Below are 18,104 nucleotides of genomic sequence, written 5' to 3' on the forward strand. Positions count from 1 at the left end.
TTTGCTCCGCCAGTTATGGTGGTAAAAAGTGGAAGAGAGGGAGGCGCTGATAAAGGCCGGCGAAATCGCTAGGCAGGTTAAGAAGGAGGTCGAAGACCTCATAAAACCTGGGGCAAGGCTCTACGACATTGCGGAGTTCGTGGAGAAGCGAATCGTCGAGCTGGGTGGAAAGCCAGCCTTTCCCTGCAACCTCTCAATAAACGAAATTGCCGCCCACTACACGCCGTACAGGGGGGACGAGACGGTTCTCCGGGAAGGCGACTACCTCAAGATAGACCTCGGTGTTCACGTCAATGGCTACATAGCCGACACCGCCGTTACCTACCGCGTGGGCATGGAGCCAGACGAGCTGATGGAAGCGGCTAAAGAGGCCCTTGAGAACGCCATAGCCACCGTCCGGGCGGGGGTAAGGATAAGTGAACTCGGAAAGGCCATCGAAGAGACCATCAGAGGGAAAGGTTTTAACCCGATAGTGAACCTGAGCGGCCACAAGATAGAGCGCTACAAGCTCCACGCGGGGATAAGCATACCGAACATCTACCGCCCCGCGGACAGTTACGAGCTAAAGGAGGGCGACGTCATAGCCATCGAACCCTTCGCAACCACCGGGGCCGGCCAGGTCATAGAGGTTCCTCCGGCACTCATATTCATGTACGTCCGCGATAGGCCCGTGAGAATGGCCCAGGCAAGAAGGCTGCTCGTGCACATAAAGAGGGAGTACAAAACGCTTCCTTTCGCCTACCGCTGGCTTCAGGACTTTATGCCTGAGGGGCAACTGAAGTTAGCGCTGGCCCAGCTCGACAAGGTGGGAGCGGTGTACAGCTATCCAATCCTACGCGAGGTTCGGGGAGGACTGGTCAGCCAGTTCGAGCACACCGTCATAGTCGAGAAGGACGGGGCATACATAACAACGTGATCTCTCTTTCTCTTTTATCAGCCTCAGAAAATGGTACCGTATCTCAAGTCCCGCGCTTCTACGTGGAGTTTTGGAGAGGGTGGGGAAGGGTAGGAACCCCTCGCGGGCTCGGCAGTTTGAATGGCGCCGGGGCAGGGATTTGAACCCTGGTGCGCAGAGCGCACGGGATCTCGAGTCCCGCGCCTTCCCAGGCTAGGCTACCCCGGCGCGGTCTTTGGTTCGCGCACCGGTTTTATAAATCTTTCCGCGAAAAATTTATTAAGCCAAGGTTACTAAAACTCCCTGGGTTGAAAAGGTTTAAATTGATGGGTGCCCTATTAAAATTGAAGGAGGTGACAGCATGGTCGGTATTCTTGTGCAGGAAGTTATGACCGACAGGTTCCAGAAAATCGACATCGACGCCCCCCTTTCTGAGGCCATCGGCATCTTCGAGAAGGAGGACCCTGACCTAATTCTGGTCTTCGATGGGAACCTGTACAAGGGAGTCCTGACCCAGGACCTTATAATACGCTCCCACCTCAAGTGGGATCCTACCAAGGCCAAGGTTAAGGACGTTTACAAGCCCGCACCCGTTATCAAGCCTAACGAGGACCTTAGCAAGGCTGCCAAGCTCATGATGGAGGTTGATCTCCGCTCCCTCCCCGTCGGGGAGAGCAAGGCTGAAATCATCGGTGTCATAAACGACGTGGCCCTCCTGGAGAGGGTCGCCGAGGGGGAGTTCGGGAAGAAGAAAGTCGAGGAGTTCATGACCAAGGACGTCATAACGCTAAAGCCCGGGGACACCGTCGCGAAGGCCCTGGCAACGATGCGCGACCACGCGATATCGAGGATACCCATAGTGAACGAGGAGGGCAAGCTCGAGGGTCTCGTCACGCTCCACGACCTGATAATCCGCTTCATCAAGCCCCGCTTCAGGGCTCAGGCCGGCGAGGTGGCGGGCGAGAAGATACCGCCCTTCAGCATGCCCCTCAGGGACGTCATGATAAGGGGCGTCATAACGATCCTGCCGGACGCAAGCGTAAGGGAAGCCGTCGCGACGATGAAGGACAACGACATAGACGGCCTCGTGGTGGTAAACGAGAACAACAAGGTAGTCGGGATCCTCACGGTCAAGGACCTGCTCCTGCCAATCTCGAAGATGACCGAGAAGGAGGCCCGCTTCTACCTGCAGCTCGGCGGCGACGCGGCCATACTCAGCGACTTCACGAGGGAGAGGATAATCGAGGACGTCAGGCGCTTCGTAGATGGATACGAGGATCTCCTCGGCCAGGAGGGCATAATCTACCTCCACATCAGACGCTTCCCCGAAAAGTTCAGGGGCGTGCACCTCTACCAGGCCAGGATGCGCGTTGTCACGGACAGGGGCGTATTCGTGGCCACCGGGGAGACCTGGGGGGCCATACAGGCGGTCCACGACGCCCTGAGGGCTATAGAGAGGCAGGTCCTTCAGAAGGCTGAACTGGAGAAGGACACCCGCTACTACAAGAGGTTCATAGAAAAACTGGGACTGGGGTGAACTCACCCCATATTGAATTCCCTTTCCAAAATTTTCAGCTGGTGCCTTTCTAACGCTCCTGGATCCACCACTAGGATCATTGTTCCCCCACTCAGTATCACCCGGTCCTTCAAATTGAGGAGAAACTTCAAGACGTTATCAAAGCCGTTCTCGATTATAAGGTACTCCACAGCCTCAACCATCACAACCCGGTATCCCCTGTTGAGAGCACCGGCTATGAGATCCGTCAGTATTCCTATCTTCGTGGGCGCTATCGCATAAACCATGGGTGACTGAGACAGTTCACCTTCGGTTACTCGGGTGATCCAGAAGACAAGTGAATCCCTGTGGACTGTGGTTTTAATAGAGTCCAGACCCCTCCTTGTTACAAGGACTAGGTCTGGGATCTCCTCAAGCCTGCCAATGGCCCTAGAGGCCGTTGTTATTGAGGGATACATAAAAACTCCCCTTGGAATTTCAACGTTTCCCGCGGGCTTTATTGATATTTTAGGCCACACAATAAAGTTCAAGGCCCCCACTGCCATGATTCCCCTGAAGATGGTTCCTAGGAGGAATCCGTACGGGACAAACCACTCCCACGTGGCAGTAACGGGATAGGTGGCATTTAAGAGCCCCAGGAGAACCATTCCCAGGGGGAAAAGAACCTGCCAGGAACTCCTTGACACCACGTGTCTGTAAAGTGTTAATCCCATGTAGACATAGCCGACTGCATAAATCATAAGGGGGCCAAGGGTTTTAATGGTAAAGCTGCCGTCCATGGGACTGGCGTTGGTAATTACTATCCACAGGTAGGCAACCATACCCGCCAGCAGGGAGATCGCAGAGATCCTCATTCTCCTCTCCGGAGAAGTTGGGGCCAGATGAGCGGCGGCCAATATGAGAAGGACTCCCTGGAGGGAAGTGTTTACCATATCCAGTACAAACGCCGCTGGCTGGAGGAGATTCAACCCTAACGGCTTCAGGAGAAGCTCCTCTGTGCTGAACGCCGCCAGCAGGAACGATGCAGTAATTATAAGCCAGCCCCCGCTGCTTTCCTTCTTTGATTTATATGCGGCTACGAGCAAGAGTATTAGCCGGGAAACAAGGTTAATGGCGTAGACCACGTTCAAAGCTTTCGTACCTCCTTATCCTGCTTGACAACCACCAGGCTGCGTGGCGGGACGTTCACGTCCACCACGACTCCCGGCCCTATGAACGATCCGCTCCCTATCTTCCTGCCAGGGTATATGCTGACGTTGATACCAACCTTCACGTTGTGCCCTATTATCGCACCGAGCTTGTGCCTGCCGCTGTCCTCAAGCTTACCCTTGATTTCGACCTTTACGTTGCCCCTGTCGTGCCTCAGGTTGGCGGTGATGGTTCCAGCCCCCAGGTTGGTGTTCTCGCCGATTATTGAATCGCCGACGTAGTTGAGGTGGGGTGCGTTGCTGTTGTCCATTATGATGGAGTTCTTAATCTCCACGGCGTTGCCGACGTGGCAGTTGTCGCCTATGCTCGTGTGGGGCCTTATGAAGCAGTTCGGGCCGATTCTCGAGTTCTTTCCAATCTTCACAGGCCCGACTATGTAGGCCCCACTCCTCACCACCGTACCCTCTCCTATCTCAACGGGGGGCACTATCGTTGCCCCCTCCTCCACGATGCCCCTTATCTCGTGCCTCAGCTTGTTCTTCAGGAGGTACTCGTTGAGCTCGAGCAGGTTCCACGGCCTGCCGACGTCGTTCCAGTAGCCGGGGTAGACGGCATAGGTTACCTTTCTCCCGGCCTCGATCATGAGGTTGAGGGTGTCGGTTATCTCGTACTCCCCCCTGGCGCTTAGGGGGGTCCTTTCTATGAACTCAAACACCTCCGGCTTGAAAATGTAGACACCCAGGTTAGCGTAGCCAGAAACCTTCCCGGGCTTTTCCCTGACCGCCGTCACCCTGTTGCCGTCCACCTCTATCCTGCCGAAGTGGCTCAAGTCGTCGAACTCCTTGACAAGAACCGCCGCGTCCGCCTTCTCTCGCCTGAAGGCGCTTATCAGCTCCTTGACACCATCGATTTCAAAGTATATGTCGCCGTTGGCCGCTATGAACTCCTCGTTGCCGACCTGCTCCCTGGCGGACTCGATGGCCTTCGCCGTGCCCTCGCCGGGCAGTTGCTCCACGTAGGTTATCGGTTTCCCGTTGAACTCGTCGCCAATAACCCTAATCAGCCTCTCCTTTTGATAGCGGACAATGATTATGAACTCGTCCACGAAGGGGTCGAGGTTTTCAAGAACGTACTCGATTATCGGCCTGTTGGCGACCTTAAGTACGACCTTGGGCCTGTCGTCGGTAAGCGGACGAAGCCTTTCACCCTTTCCGGCAGCGAGGATTACACCCTTCACGCAATCACCCCCATCAGATAGACGGCTATGGCAATCAACCCGAACAGGACCAGGAACGTCCGTCTGTCCGTATCTTCGGCCAGCTTTATGAGAAGCTTCATAGTGATTATGCTGACTGCAAATGCTGACAGGAACGCCGTGAAGAAAAAGGCCACTGAAAGGCCCGGTTCCCCGTTCCCGACAAAGGCGAGCTTGAGGACGATGTAAACCGGGGCCACGAGGAAGCTCAGCTCGAGGGCCTTCTTTAAGCTGACACCCGTGCTCGCCAAGCCGAGCATCACCAGACCGCTCCTGGAAAGCCCACCGACAACCGCAACTCCCTGGGCTACGCCCGATAAAACCGAATCCACAAGGGTTGCTTCGTCCTCACGCTCCCTCATAATGCCCGCCACCTTCTCAAATGGCACCTTTTCTCCCGTGAAGAGGCCAAGGAGAACCAGTAAAAGGCCCACTAACGCGTTCACCATATCCGAACCGGCCGGGCTGATTTCATTGGAAAAGGTCCGAAGGAGAGGGTAGCCGATGAGGAGTGTGAAGAGGGAGGCGTAGACGAAGTACAGCGTGTCAGAATCGAAGCGCTTTCTGAGCGCGTTGCCCGAACCCAAGGCGATGTAGTCCCTAAAGTAGAAGAAGACTGCGAAGGTGGTACCAAGGTACGCTGGGACGAGGTAGCTGGAATGGTCCGGGGTCACTGAGTCAAGTATAGAGCCGATCACCTGTCCTTCCAGCCCCACAGGTAGCCAAGAGGTGAGAGCGATGACGATTCCTGAAATCAGCGGTGCAACATAATCCACAGGGGATACCATGGCAATCACGAAAGGATTTAAACGGCCCGAAACATAAACTTTTCGAGGGATCTTAGATGAGGCTAACCGTGCTCTACGAAAACCACTCAGGATTCAGGAAGGGACTCCTCGGCTCCCATGGATTCTCCGTCCTAGTGGAGCACGACGCCGTTAAAGTTCTCGTGGACACCGGGACGGAGGGACGGGTTCTACTGAACAACATGGAGAAGCTTGGGGTAGCGCCGGACGAGATGGACTACGTTTTCATAACGCACGGCCACTACGACCACACGGGCGGGCTGAAGGAGTTTCTGAGGGTGCGGGGGAGACGAATAGGGGTAATAGGCCACCCGGAGATGTTTAGGCGAAGAATAGCGCTGAAGCCCCACCCAAGGCAGATTGGAATACCTTTCACCAGGGAAGAGCTGGAGGAACTCGGGGCAGAGTTCGTCCTGAAAAGCGAGCCGTTCGAGTTCGCGCCTGGCCTCTGGAGCTCCGGGGAAATTCCCAGGCTCGAGTGGGACAGGGCTGTGGGCTATGTTGAAAGGGGCGGTGAGCTGCGGAAGGACAGGGTGCCGGACGATATCGCGCTTATAATAGACCTCGGCGAAAGCGTGGCAGTTGTTACGGGCTGCGGCCACTCCGGCATTTTGAACATCACCAGACACGCCTCCACGATTACTGGAAAGCCAATCAAAGCCCTCGTTGGAGGATTTCATCTCATCGGTGCAGATAGAAAACTGCTGGACGACGTTGTGGAGAACCTGGACGTCGAAAAGCTTTACGCTGGCCACTGCACGGGCATCGATTCCTACGCCTACTTAAAGGCAAAACTTGGTGGAAAGATAGAACCACTCCACGTCGGCAAGACCATCGAGCTTTAGCGAACCTTTAAATACCCGGCTGAAAAGCTAAGCACCGCGAGAGAAAGGAGAGGTGAGAGAGATGAGGAACCCGTTTGAAAAGATGCCAACAGTCCTTACCGCTGATGAACTCATCGATAAGGCCTTCCGGAGGGCCGAAAGGGCCGCTTCAGCATTCACACCCAAGGGGAGTGCAAGGGCCAAGGCGAGGCAGAGGGAGGAGCTGAGGGTAAGGACTGTCTCCAACGTGATACGCGACAACCTGAGAAAGATACTCGATAGGACCCCTGGTGTCTCAACGCTTCCGAGGTTCTACCAGGATTTGGTGGACACCCTCGTGGACAGGGACCAGTTCCACCGTTCCCTGGCTCACGTGAACTGGGCGATAAAGACGATACGCAACCTTGAGCAGCGCTACGTCGAGAAGATAAGGTACGAGCGAGACCCGGAAGAGATAGCCAGGCTGAGGAGGCAGTTCTACGGCCGTGTTGCGGACGTACTCAGGGACATATCCGACGATCTCGAGTACCTCAACCAGGCCAGGAACGTGCTGAAGGATTTGCCGGTCGTTGATCTGGAGCTTCCGACCGTCGTCATAGCCGGACACCCCAACGTTGGAAAGAGCACGCTTTTGAGGGCATTGACCAACGCGAGGCCCGAAGTGGCGAGCTACCCCTTCACCACCAAGGGCATAAACGTCGGCCAGTTCGAGGAGCACTACCTCAAGTACCAGGTCATAGACACGCCCGGCCTTCTCGACAGGCCGCTGAGCGAGAGGAACGAGGTCGAGAGGCAGGCAATTCTGGCCTTGAAGCACCTTGGAAAGGTCATCGTCTACATCTTCGACCCCAGCGAGTATTGCGGCTTCCCGATAGAGGAGCAGATGCATCTCTTCGAGGAGATACACAAAGAGTTCGGGGAGTTCCCCTTCATTGTGGTCCTCAACAAGGTGGACATAGCGGACGAGGAAAAGGTTAAGCAGGTGGAGGACTTTGTAAGGGCCAGGGGGCTGGAACCGCTGAGAATTTCAGCGCTGACCGGTGAAGGCCTCGATGAACTCAAGAAGCGCGTCATAGAGCTTGTAAAACCGATGGTCGAGGAGCAGGCGAGGAGGATAATGGAGAGGGAACTGAGGAAATACCGGGAGGAGCTGGAACTTTGAGTTCGCCTTCTCTTCTCCCCCTCTGAAGGGGAGTATAGGGCAGCCTTTTAAAGGGTTGATGAAAAGGTGGACTGGGAATGATGAGATATTTCCCTCACTCTGAAAGGTGAAGAGGAGCCGATGCTCTGACCCATTTTATTCCTCCTACTTCCGCATCAACGCAGTTTTCTTCGGCTGTTTGTGAAAGGTTAAAAAGAAAATGCCAGGAATTCAGGTGGTCACCAAATCCTGAATCTTCTTCCTCACGAGCGAGCTGACGAGCTTTCCGTCGGCCCTCCCGCGGAGCCTCGCCATCGCTCTTCCCATTACCATTCCCATTGCACCCATTCCCTTGGCCCTGATGACCTCGATGTTCTGCTGGATTACCTCATCGATTATCCTCTCGACCTCCTCCTCGCTGAGGAGCGTCAGGCCCTTCTCCTCAGCGACCTGGGCGGCGCTCTTCTCCGGGTTCTTCGCAAGCTCCTTGAATATCTCCTCGAAGGCCTCCTTGGCTATCTTCCCGTTGAGGTACAGCTCGAAGGCCTCCCTGATGTGCTCGTCAGTTATGTTCTCGATTGGAACCTCCTTCCTGAGGCCCTTGAGAACCACCACGAGTATCGAAGCCGCCAGCGAGGGCTTGACGCCCTTCTTCACGAGTTCCTCGAAGAGTTCATCGCGCTCGTCGCTGACCAGCGTTTCGGCCAGACTCCTATCAATCCCGTACTCCCTAACGTAGCGTTCAATCCTTTCCTGCGGAAGTTCGGGCAGGTTTGAAAGGATTTCCTCCTTCATCTCGTCCGTTATCAGTATCGGCGGTATGTCGGTTTCCGGGTACATTCTCGCCTTGCCCGGGAGCGGGCGCATGTACTGGGTGTTTCCGTCGGGCAGGGCCCTTCTCGTCTCCTCGGGAACGCCCTCGATGGCTTCCCTGGCGCGCGTTATGACTTCACGCAGGGCCTTCTTGGCGGTTTCCTCCTCTGCAGCAACGAGAACGAACGCGTCTTCCTCGCCGAGGCCAAGTTTCTCGATAACCGCATTAACCTCTAATTCTGTAATTCCATAGTTCGGTAATTCGTCAATGTGGAAAATGCCCCTGACGTACTTCTTGGCCCTGTCGGCCATCTCGGTGCCGAGCCTTCTTCCCGGCTGGATTTCCCTGCCTATGAGCCCGCGGAACTTCGGAAGCTTAACCGCGAGAACCTTACCCCCCCTCTTTATCGTCCCGGCTATTATCTTCGAGCCGGTGTTCTGGAAGACATCGGTGACGTCGTGGAACTCCTCCTTTATATCCTCGGGCTTTGCTCCCCTTGCCCTAAGCTCGTCCCTGATTTTGAGGAGGTTGAGCTGCCTCTCCACTTCCCTCTCGATGATGAGCGGTATCATGTCCAGCTCCTGGACACCCTTGATCTCGACCCTGGCTCCACCCTTGATGGAGACGTTGAGGTCCTGCCTTATCGTTCCGAGGCCGCGCTTCACCTTCCTCGTCGCCCTGAGCGCGTCGCCTATGTACTTGGCCACGACCTTCGCCTGCTCGGGGTGGTGTATGTCCGGGGTGGTGCTTATCTCGACGAGCGGGATCCCGAGGCGGTCGAGGCGGTAGATTACCTCCTTGTCCTTCCTCTCGACTATCCTGCAGGCGTCCTCCTCAAGGCATATCGTCGGAATGCCAACGCTCCCCCACGGCGTATCGACCCTTCCGTTCATGGCTATTATCGCGGTCCTCTGGAAGCCTGAGACGTTGGAGCCGTCTATGACTATCTTGCGCATGAAGTGAACCTCATCAACGGGAGTGGCGTTCAGGAGGTAGCCTATCTGGAGGGAGACCTTGAGTGCCTCCTCGTCGGGCATGTGGGGCGGTTCCTCGTCCATGTAGACGAGGTCGGTGAGTTCGTAGTTGCCCTCATAGATGTACGTCCTCCCCTTCTTGAACTCCTCGAGAGCCGCCGGGTCTATCTCGCCCAGCTCGCTTATCGTGGGCCTGAGTCTCCTCCTGAAAGTGAAGTCAACCTCGTCGCTGAACTCGCCCGGTACGGGTGAGAACAGCTTCTTGGTGTCGAGCTGCCTGTGTATCTCGAGACCAACCTTGAGGCCGAGTTCCTGATAGTTGAACTTGTCAGCCATCGTCATCACCTCAGGAAGGTATCGAACCTCGTGTAGGGGGTTATCTCGCCGGCGTAGTTCGTCAGCATCATCTCGCGCACTTCCCTGGGGTCGTCGGTGTGGCCGAGGACCCACATCAGCTTGACGTAGGCCGTCTCCGGTAGCATGTCCTCGCACGGAATGACTCCAGCCTTGAGAAGCCTCCTTCCTGTGGAATAGACGTTCAGGTTCACCCTGCCATAGAGGCACTGGCTCGTCATGCAGACAGTGACGCCTTCCTCGGTGGCGCGCCTTATCGAGTCTATCACATAGGTTGGCACGTGGCCGAGACCCGTTCCCTCTATGACTATGCCTTTGTAGCCCTTGTCCACGAAGAAGTCTATTATCTCAGCGCTCATTCCAGGGAATGCCTTGATGAGGGCTACCTTCTCCTCCATCTCGTCGTCCACCCAGACCTCACTTTCGGTTCTATGCCGGTAATCCTTCCGCAGGAACTCTATCTCGCCTTCTGGCCATATCTTGGCTATAGGGATATCATTTACGCTCCTAAAGGCGTCTCTCCTGCTGGTGTGCATCTTCCTTACCTTGGTCCCGCGGTGGGCCAGGCAGTAGGTGTCCCCGGTCTCGCCGTGCATTACCACTGCGACTTCTCCGAAGTCCGCGGTTGCTATTCTCACAGAGCAGGTCAGGTTCATCGCGGCATCGCTGCTCGGCCTGTCCGAGCTCCTCTGGGCGCCGACCAGGATAACAGGCTTGCCGAGGTCCCTGAGCATGAAGCTCAATGCCGAGGCGGTGTACGCCATAGTGTCCGTTCCGTGCGCTATTACAACGCCGTCCTCACCGCTGTTCAGCATTCCAGCCACCTCGTGGGCTATCCTTATCCAGTACTCCGGCTTCATGTCCTCGCTGAGAATATTCATGAGTAGTCTGGGGGTTATGTTGGCGATCTCGAATATCTCCGGAACCGCCTTGGCCAGCTCCTCCGCAGTGAAAGCCGGGTGAACCGCTCCGGTCTTGTAGTCTATCCTGCTCGCTATCGTCCCGCCGGTTCCGATTATGGTGACGTTGGGGAGGCCCGGCTTCTTGGGGAAGACCTCCTCGAACTTGACCTTTTCCAGCGGTCTGGCCTTCTCGATTATCTCGATCTCCTGAATCTGGTCCACGAGGATTCCTATGTTGTAGCCGTTGTCGAGCTTCAGCGTGAGCGTTTCACCGCTGGAGAGCTCGTAGGGGTTCATCACGACGCCCTCGTAGACACTCGTGTTACCGTTCTCCTTTTCGATTATCCGGACGTAATCTCCGACTTCAAGGCCTTTCTCCTTCATAAACCTCTCGACTTTGCGCATAGCTCTCCCTCCGCCCTAAACTGGAGGTCACCAAATATAAACCTTCGGGCTGAACAGGTGACGAAAATTTCCCCAACTTGGCTAAAAATTTTGTCGGAATGGCAATTATCTGTGTTCAATCTTAAACCTCGGCTCCTCGATCCACTCACTCTTGCAACGGGGACAGCGGGAGGGAACGTTTATTTCGGGCCTAAAAACGAATCCGCACTTCCGACACTCGGCAGGTTTGATGAGAAGCACCTTGCCCTCGCGCTTGAGGATTTTCTGTACGACCTTCAGGTCTTCTATGATGGCCCTCCTTGCCCCCCTGCCCTTAAGCTCCAGCGCCAGTGCCAGCTCCCCAGGAGAATAATCTCTTTCCTCCAAAAGCTTTATTATCCTCTGCCTTCGAGTCATCATCGCGAGACCATTCGAGTTCGCGGGATATAAATCTTAGGGTGAGAGCATGATAACCGAAGATGCTGAAAGGGTTCTGGAATCTCACAATCTCTGCGACCACTGCCTCGGCAGGCTCTTTGCTAAGCTCGGAAAGGGGACGAACGAGGAGCGTGGAAGGGCGATAAGGTTCGTCATCAACATGGAGCGCTCCGCTAAAGGATTACCTCCCGTTGATGAACCCGCGGAGTGTGAGCTCTGTTGGAACGTTTTTGAAAGGATTCCAGAGCTTGTTGAGAGAATGAGAGAGGCCAGCGAGGGTTTTGAGTTCGAGACCTTCTTCGTCGGCTCGCGCTTTCCGGAGGAGATAAGGGAGAGGGAAAAGGCCATCTGGGAGGAGTTTGGAATCGAAACAGCCGAGCCGATTAACAGGGAGTTCAACAGGGAACTCGGCAAGGCCTTCGGCAGAGTGATGGGTAAGGACACCGCGAAGAACCCGGACGTCGTTTTCATCGTCGAGCCGTTCTCCGGAAAAGTTGAACTTCAAATCAATCCCGTATACGTCTACGGCCGCTATAGAAAGCTCGTCAGGGGGATTCCCCAGACACCCCTTCCCGATTTCGAAGACAGCGTCGCCTCGATAATCTGTCGTGCCTTTTCACGGGTCAGTGGAGGGAAGTGTATCTTTAAGGGTGCCGGCAGGGAAGACGTCGATGTTAGAACCCTGGGCAATGGCAGGCCCTTCATAGTCGAGATGAAGAGGCCAAAGAAAAGAAGATTCGACCTCGATGTGGTGGCCAGGGAGATAAACGCGAGCGGCAAGGTTGAGGTTTTGGGGTTGAGATTCGTCTCGCCAAAGGAAGCTGGAGAGGTTCTCACAAGGAACCACCGGAAGGAGTACCTCGCACTGGTTCTGGTTGAGGAGGGCGTAACTCCGGAAGAGGCAGAGGAAGTGGCAAGGAAGCTGACCGGTCTTGAAATACATCAGAGAACTCCCTGGCGAGTGAGGAATGCCCGGGCGGACAAGGTGAGGGTTAAAAAGGTCCACGAGGCAGAGGCCAGGTGGATTGACGAGAGGCACTTTGAGTTGCGGCTGGTCACTGACGGCGGGCTGTACATAAAGGAGCTAGTTTCCGGCGATAGGGGAAGGACGAGGCCGAGCGTGAGCGAGCTACTTGGAAAGCCGGCCTGGTGCGAGAGGCTCGACGTCCTGAATGTTCTCGACCACTGAAAACTTTATAAACGGTTCGAGCCGATTGGATAGCGGAGCCATAACAGGCTTAGTTCGTACGCCGAAGAGGCGCGAAAACGTGAACGGTTTGACGTGTTGATTGCGCGATGAGTAAAACCCCGCGAGGTGATTGGAATGGTTAAGAAGGCCCACAGCTTCAGGAGGAAGACCCGTGGAAAGCTCAGCAAGAAGCCGAGGAGAAGAGGCCTGCCTCCGCTCACCAGGTTCCTCCAGGAGTTTGAGGTCGGGCAGAAGGTCCACATCGTTATAGAGCCCAGCTACCACAGGGGCATGCCCGACCCGAGGTTCCACGGAAGAACCGGAACCGTCGTCGGCAAGAGAGGCGATGCCTACATCGTCCAGGTAAGGGACGGCGGCAAGGTTAAGACCTTCTTCATACACCCGGTTCACCTCAGGGCCCAGAAGGGATGAACATGATAGGCAGGAAGAAGCTCGGGGAGCGCTATTTAACGATAGCCGAAACCAAAGAGCTCCTCGAGAGGCGAAAGGCCGAGGGCATGGAAGAAAACCCTGAGGAGCCGATGTTCTACGAGGCCAGGGTTAGCCTTGAGCACGCCGAGCGCTTCGCCAAGCTCAAGCCCGAGCAGGCCCTTGAGCTGAAGGGGAAGCTCATGGAACTCTTCGACTGGATAGACGAGAGGCTGGCCGTGAAAATCATCGACCTCATGCCCGAGGACTACTTCGACATTCGCGTCATCTTCGCCAAGGAGGACTACATGCCCTCGCCAGAGGAGGCGGCTGAGATAGTTAAACTCCTCGACGACTACCGTCCCGAGGAGTGAATTCCCTTTCCTTTTCTCTAGACAAAGTATAAAAACTCCGGGCTGGTATACTTTCTGGGGGAGAGACAATGGATAGGTACCGGAGACACTCTTACCGGGAAAGCCTCGACAAGAAGAGGCGGAACGTTGAGTATGAGGAGTACGCGTACGTGCTTGACTATTTGCCCGAGGGATACACCGATCTGAGAACCGGGAGGCGAACTGGTAAGCCCGTCGCCCAGGTTATAGGTGAAAAGGCTTTCACACTGCTCGAGGTTGCCCCAAAGGAGGATCTGATGCTCTACGAGAGGGTGTTCATAGGCAAGGGCCAGAGGGACAAGATACTCATGATAAACAAGAAGATTCACTACGACGACCTAACCGCCACCGCCAAGGCGGAGCTCCCCTACGTGGTGGAGGAGATAGTCAAGAACAACGAGGAGCGCTTCGTTCAGTTCTTCAACGTGGCACCGCCCATAACCAACAGGCTCCACAGCCTCGAGCTCCTGCCGGGGATAGGGAAGAAGCACATGTGGGAGATACTCGACGAGCGCAAGAAGGAGCCCTTCAAGAGCTTCGAGGACCTCCGCCACCGCGTTAAGGGCCTCCCCGATCCGGCCAAGATGATAGCGAAGCGCATCGTGGACGAGATAGAGGGCAAGGACCGTTACAGGCTCTTCGTGGGTTCAAGGAGGATATTCCGCGTATGAGGGAGCGCCTCTTCTCTTTAATTTCCAAGTACAACCTGCGGGCCAACCGCGACCTGGGTCAGAACTTTCTGGTAGTCCCGGACATAACCGAGAGGAACGTCGAGAGGGCCGGGCTGAACGAGAGGGACGTCGTCTTGGAGGTTGGTCCAGGTCTCGGCGTCCTCACCGACGCTTTAGCGAGACGCGCCGGGAAGGTCTACGCCATCGAAAAGGATCACCGGCTGGTCGAGATTCTCCAGAGCGAGTACGAGTGGGGGAATGTCGAGATAATAGAAGGAGATGCACTTAGGGTTGAGTTCCCCAGGTTCAACAAGATAGTCTCCAACCTCCCATACCAGATTTCCTCCCCAATAACCTTCCGCTTTCTAAAGTATGATTTTGAAAGGGCCGTTCTCATATACCAGCTCGAGTTCGCCCAGAGAATGGTTGCGGAGCCGGGTGATAAGAACTACTCTCGCCTCTCTCTGATGGTACGGGCAAAAGCTTACGCTGAACTAGTGGAGAGAATCGGCAGGGGTGCATTCTGGCCGAAACCAAAAGTTGATTCTGCCGTCGTCGTCCTGGAGCCAAAGCCCCCGGGGGAGCGGGTGGAGCTGAACGAAAACCTCGTAAAGGCTCTCTTCCAGCACAGGAGAAGCACCGTCCCGGCCGCACTCAAGAAGTCTCATCACATGCTCGGCCTGAGCAGGGAAGACTTTAGAAAGGTTAGAAGTGTTCTCTCCTCGATGCCTCACTCCGACAGGAGGGTCTTTCAGTTGGCTCCGGAGGACGTTCTGGAGATTCAGGAGTACCTCGAGTCAGTCGGTGTCCTCTGAGTACTCAGAGCTTTCTCCGAAGAGAACTGTGTAGAGGCTCCTGAGCTTCGTGTAGTGGCCGTTCTCTATCTTCGCCAGCCACAGCAGTGTGGCCTTCGCGTCCTCGTCCTCCGCTTTCTCCGCAAGGTGCCGATACACGTCGTGGGCCAGCTTTTCAGTGCCCATCAGGTACTCCAGAATCTCCCTGAGATTCCCGTGGTACACCAAGTCCTTCAACCGTTCCTCGGACAACTCAACTTCCAGGGGCGGCAGGTTCACCTTTGGGGGTTTTTCCCCGGGGAACATCTCCTTGAACATCTTCAGCAGCGCCTCCGCATGCCCGAGGCTTTCTTTGTAAAGCTCGTAGAACAGCTTAGAAACGCGTTCGTCCCAGTTTACCTCCCTGCTCATCTGGTACAGCTTGTGGTACATCTCCGCTTCTTGCACTTCCTGGTCCATCCAGTATGCCATCAGCTCCTTGTAATTCAGCTTTCCAATTTCCTTCAGGATTTTCTTGAAGCGGGTTTTTTCAACCTCCCGGTAGCGGACCGCACCCATAGTTCACACCGGTTGTTATTACGGTGATTGGGCGTTTATACCTTTCGTCATCGATTGATTTTTAAGCGGTTTTCTGGACTCCCAACCATGATAGTCGCCATCATCGACGGGTACACCGACGAGCCCGCGGGCTTGGGGGTACCGCCCTATATGGGAATCTACCCCCGCTACGCCTACGGCACGATAAAGAAGGCTAGAAAAGATGCCCTCATCTTTTACCTGACGATAGACGACCTGAGGGCCACCTTCGAGGGCGAGAAAGGTGTGGCAACGAGGAACAAGACCCCTAACTTCCCCAAAACGCGCGAAATACTTGAGAAGGCCAGCCTCATCGTTTACATCGGCGGCCTCCACACGCCTGGTAAGTACCTGTCCGCCGTTCCGTCCCAGGTCGAAGAGGTCGCGAGGTTTCTCAGGCCCTTTGGAGGGATCAAGGTTCTCGGAGGACCGGCGTTCATGGGTTCCGCCCACGCCGGGGGAACCAGGATAACCTCCCGTGAGCTGCTCCTTGCCCAGTCGGTTTTTGACCACGTTGTTTATGGTGATCTGGAGGCGTTCCTATTCGACTACCTGAGGAACCCTAAAGACGCCGACCCTTTCAGGTTCAGGGATTATAGTGAATTACGCGATTATGCAATTCTTGGGGCCGAGGTCGTGAGGCAGTTTCCAGATTTCCCGGACTTCGTCATCGTCGAGATTGAGACCCAGCGCGGCTGCCCCAAGGCGATGGGAATAGGCGGTTGCTCCTTCTGCACAGAGCCAGTTCGCTATAAAACCGTTGAAGACAGGCCAATAGAAGATGTCGTTGCCGAGGTTAAGGCCCTCTACGGGCTGGGCGTCAGGCACTTCAGGGTCGGGAGGCAGAGCTGTATATTCTCCTACATGGCGAAACCGAACGGTCGCGTTCCCGTTCCAAACCCCGAGGCTATAGAGAAGCTCTTCGCCGGAATCCGCTCGGTCGCGCCTGACGTGAAGACGCTCCACGTGGACAACGCCAACCCAGCTGTCATAGCGAACTACCCAGAGGAGAGCCTCAGGATAGCGAAGACCCTCATAAAGTATGGGACGCCGGGCAACGTGGTGGCGTTTGGCCTTGAGAGTGCTGACCCGAAGGTGGCAAAGCTCAACAACCTGAACGCAACTGCCGAGGAAACGTACGAGGCGGTGAAGCTTCTCAACGAGGTCGGCGCGAGAAGGGGCCCCAACGGAATGCCCTGGCTCCTGCCGGGGATAAACATAATCTTTGGCCTCCCCGGGGAGACTAAGAGGAGCTACGAGATGACCTTCCAGTTCCTCAAGAAACTCCTCGACGATGGGCTGATGGTGAGGAGGATAAACATTCGCCAGGTCGTCGTCTTCCCCGGCACTCCACTCTGGCACATGAGGAACAGGGTCAAGACCGAAAAGCACGGGAAGCTCATTCAGCACTACCGGTACAAGATAAGGCACGAGATAGACCTGCCGATGCTGAAGCGCGTCGTTCCCGTCGGGACGGTTCTCAGAGACGTTCGCGCGGAAGTTTTCGACAATGGTCTGACCTACGGGAGGCAGATCGGGAGCTATCCCCTCATCGTCGGCATTCCAAAGGAAGTTCCCCTCAACAGGTTCTACAACGTCCTCATCGTGGATCATGGCTTCAGGAGCATAACCGGGATTCCGATTCCGGTAGATATCAACCGCGAGAGTCCCAAGCTTCTTCAGTACCTCCCCGGAATCGGCAAGAAGACCGCGGTGAAGATACTTTCAAAGAGGCCGTTCAAGAACAAGGACGAGTTTTTCAGCGTGGTTGGGGAGGATAAAAGGGAAATGCTTGGGGGAATTATCCGCCTGTGATGTTGATGGTCTTTGTCTCGTTTCCTTCCGGCCACTTGAAGCTTATTATGTTCTCTATGAGCACTACCTCCGCCCTGAGGGTCTCGTCGGTGGTTCCCTCGATGACGAGAACTCCCCTGCGGGGGGTGAATATTCTGTTCTCCTTCGCTCCCTCCGCGGGCCCGATCAGGAGAACCGCCAGGTGCTCCTCGTTTCCAATCTTGCCCCTGCCGAGGTCTACCTTGGTCCAGAAGTTCAGATAGGTTTTTCTGTACCCCAGCTGGGTCTGGTTGAAGGCGTACTGCTTGGCCGTGACGTTGTCGTAGCCCATGTTGATGCCCTTCAAGTAGTAGTTGGCCGCAAAGATGCTCGCCACGACTCCGGATATCTCCGAAACCGCGAGCGTCCTGTACCTGCAGTCACCCACGTAGAGCTGGGGGTTGTCCTTGCAGTTGATGACCGATGGATCGCCCATGACAATGGTGAACTGCCTGTAAACGCTCCTCAGGGTCAGGTTGAGATCAACCCCTGGGCTGCCGGTTATGTAGCTGTCCACCGTGACGTTGAAGAGCTTTGAACCCGGAGGGAGCTTCTCGCCGCTTTCCAGAAGCTGCCTGTACTCCTCTGCAGTCAAGGTGTAAAACTGGGCCGACGGCGTGTACACGACCACGTACTCTGCCGAAGTCTTCGGCGTCCCAGGGTTGATAAGTCCGTTGAAGCTGTGATACGAATATGCAACGTAGCTGATTGGAGCGATGATGACCAGAAGGACTATCAGAACTGCGGCAAGTCTTCTGTTATCCAATG

The 18,104-nt window shown here is 55.5% G+C and carries 18 protein-coding genes and 1 tRNA gene; 10 read left to right on the plus strand and 9 right to left on the minus strand.

What is annotated here, in order from left to right; genetic code table 11:
- The first annotated feature begins 28 nt into the window (after window positions 1–28).
- Entirely contained in the window at window positions 29–916 is an 888-nt protein-coding gene (gene map, locus E3E27_RS03145; protein WP_014788146.1) for a type II methionyl aminopeptidase, read from the plus strand.
- 121 nt (window positions 917–1,037) lie between these two features.
- Here the strand turns inward: map and E3E27_RS03150 are convergent.
- Window positions 1,038–1,123 (minus strand) — tRNA-Ser (locus E3E27_RS03150).
- A 133-nt stretch (window positions 1,124–1,256) separates the two neighbouring features.
- Between E3E27_RS03150 and E3E27_RS03155 the strand changes: the two genes are divergently transcribed.
- Window positions 1,257–2,432: a CBS domain-containing protein gene (locus E3E27_RS03155; protein WP_167773407.1), complete on the plus strand. Its 1,176-nt coding sequence runs from the start codon at window positions 1,257–1,259 to the stop codon at window positions 2,430–2,432.
- Between the two features lie 2 nt (window positions 2,433–2,434).
- Here the strand turns inward: E3E27_RS03155 and E3E27_RS03160 are convergent, their stop codons facing one another.
- The 3 genes from E3E27_RS03160 to E3E27_RS03170 are packed head-to-tail and all read right to left on the minus strand — an operon-like array spanning window position 2,435 to window position 5,603.
- Complete coding sequence (locus E3E27_RS03160) at window positions 2,435–3,535, minus strand: DUF835 domain-containing protein (protein ID WP_167773732.1); 1,101 nt, start codon at window positions 3,533–3,535, stop codon at window positions 2,435–2,437.
- A gap of 2 nt (window positions 3,536–3,537) precedes the next feature.
- The gene (glmU, locus tag E3E27_RS03165) at window positions 3,538–4,797 is read right to left on the minus strand and encodes a bifunctional sugar-1-phosphate nucleotidylyltransferase/acetyltransferase (RefSeq protein WP_014788143.1); all 1,260 of its coding nucleotides are present in this window, start codon (window positions 4,795–4,797) and stop codon (window positions 3,538–3,540) included.
- Window positions 4,794–5,603, minus strand: a complete 810-nt coding sequence (locus tag E3E27_RS03170) for an undecaprenyl-diphosphate phosphatase (protein WP_167773733.1) — start codon at window positions 5,601–5,603, stop codon at window positions 4,794–4,796. The genes glmU and E3E27_RS03170 overlap by 4 nt, the downstream gene beginning before the upstream one ends.
- Window positions 5,604–5,659: 56 nt before the next feature.
- Between E3E27_RS03170 and E3E27_RS03175 the strand changes: the two genes are divergently transcribed.
- Both E3E27_RS03175 and E3E27_RS03180 read left to right on the plus strand, forming a co-directional pair.
- Complete coding sequence (locus tag E3E27_RS03175; protein WP_167773408.1) at window positions 5,660–6,466, plus strand: MBL fold metallo-hydrolase; 807 nt, start codon at window positions 5,660–5,662, stop codon at window positions 6,464–6,466.
- 61 nt (window positions 6,467–6,527) lie between these two features.
- Window positions 6,528–7,607: an NOG1 family protein gene (locus tag E3E27_RS03180; RefSeq protein ID WP_014788140.1), complete on the plus strand. Its 1,080-nt coding sequence runs from the start codon at window positions 6,528–6,530 to the stop codon at window positions 7,605–7,607.
- A 210-nt stretch (window positions 7,608–7,817) separates the two neighbouring features.
- On the opposite strand, the gene gatE is transcribed toward E3E27_RS03180, so the two are convergent.
- The 3 genes from gatE to E3E27_RS03195 all read right to left on the minus strand — a co-directional run bounded on the left by gatE (window position 7,818) and on the right by E3E27_RS03195 (window position 11,434).
- On the minus strand, window positions 7,818–9,710 hold the full coding sequence (gene gatE / locus E3E27_RS03185) for a Glu-tRNA(Gln) amidotransferase subunit GatE (protein WP_167773734.1): 1,893 nt from the start codon (window positions 9,708–9,710) through the stop codon (window positions 7,818–7,820).
- Between the two features lie 5 nt (window positions 9,711–9,715).
- On the minus strand, window positions 9,716–11,035 hold the full coding sequence (gatD, locus tag E3E27_RS03190) for a Glu-tRNA(Gln) amidotransferase subunit GatD (RefSeq protein WP_167773409.1): 1,320 nt from the start codon (window positions 11,033–11,035) through the stop codon (window positions 9,716–9,718).
- Window positions 11,036–11,140: 105 nt separating this feature from the next.
- Window positions 11,141–11,434: a transcriptional regulator gene (locus E3E27_RS03195; RefSeq protein WP_048151726.1), complete on the minus strand. Its 294-nt coding sequence runs from the start codon at window positions 11,432–11,434 to the stop codon at window positions 11,141–11,143.
- A gap of 46 nt (window positions 11,435–11,480) precedes the next feature.
- On the opposite strand from E3E27_RS03195, the gene E3E27_RS03200 reads away from it, so the two are divergent.
- From E3E27_RS03200 to rsmA, 5 genes are all read left to right on the plus strand, one after another.
- Window positions 11,481–12,641, plus strand: coding sequence for a tRNA pseudouridine(54/55) synthase Pus10 (locus E3E27_RS03200; protein ID WP_167773410.1), 1,161 nt, complete (start codon window positions 11,481–11,483; stop codon window positions 12,639–12,641).
- Window positions 12,642–12,776: 135 nt separating this feature from the next.
- Window positions 12,777–13,073: a 50S ribosomal protein L21e gene (locus E3E27_RS03205; protein ID WP_014788136.1), complete on the plus strand. Its 297-nt coding sequence runs from the start codon at window positions 12,777–12,779 to the stop codon at window positions 13,071–13,073.
- Window positions 13,074–13,075: 2 nt separating this feature from the next.
- Window positions 13,076–13,444 (plus strand): RNA polymerase Rpb4 family protein, encoded by a 369-nt coding sequence (locus tag E3E27_RS03210; RefSeq protein ID WP_014788135.1) that lies wholly within the window; start codon window positions 13,076–13,078, stop codon window positions 13,442–13,444.
- A 68-nt stretch (window positions 13,445–13,512) separates the two neighbouring features.
- Window positions 13,513–14,133: a DUF655 domain-containing protein gene (locus E3E27_RS03215; protein WP_048151723.1), complete on the plus strand. Its 621-nt coding sequence runs from the start codon at window positions 13,513–13,515 to the stop codon at window positions 14,131–14,133.
- On the plus strand, window positions 14,130–14,948 hold the full coding sequence (gene rsmA / locus E3E27_RS03220; RefSeq protein WP_167773411.1) for a 16S rRNA (adenine(1518)-N(6)/adenine(1519)-N(6))-dimethyltransferase RsmA: 819 nt from the start codon (window positions 14,130–14,132) through the stop codon (window positions 14,946–14,948). Before E3E27_RS03215 ends, rsmA begins: the two co-directional genes overlap by 4 nt.
- Here rsmA and E3E27_RS03225 read toward each other — a convergent pair.
- Window positions 14,931–15,485 (minus strand): ferritin family protein, encoded by a 555-nt coding sequence (locus E3E27_RS03225; protein ID WP_167773412.1) that lies wholly within the window; start codon window positions 15,483–15,485, stop codon window positions 14,931–14,933. The genes rsmA and E3E27_RS03225 overlap by 18 nt on opposite strands.
- A gap of 87 nt (window positions 15,486–15,572) precedes the next feature.
- On the opposite strand from E3E27_RS03225, the gene E3E27_RS03230 reads away from it, so the two are divergent.
- A complete protein-coding gene (locus E3E27_RS03230; RefSeq protein ID WP_167773413.1) occupies window positions 15,573–17,318 on the plus strand; it encodes a radical SAM protein in 1,746 nt (581 codons plus the stop codon).
- Here E3E27_RS03230 and E3E27_RS03235 read toward each other — a convergent pair.
- The gene (locus E3E27_RS03235) at window positions 17,305–18,102 is read right to left on the minus strand and encodes a hypothetical protein (protein ID WP_014788130.1); all 798 of its coding nucleotides are present in this window, start codon (window positions 18,100–18,102) and stop codon (window positions 17,305–17,307) included. The two genes, E3E27_RS03230 and E3E27_RS03235, sit on opposite strands and share 14 nt — an antisense overlap.
- Window positions 18,103–18,104: the final 2 nt, after the last annotated feature.

Source organism: Thermococcus sp. MV11, assembly GCF_012027285.1.
Classification (GTDB): Archaea; Methanobacteriota_B; Thermococci; order Thermococcales; family Thermococcaceae; genus Thermococcus; species Thermococcus cleftensis.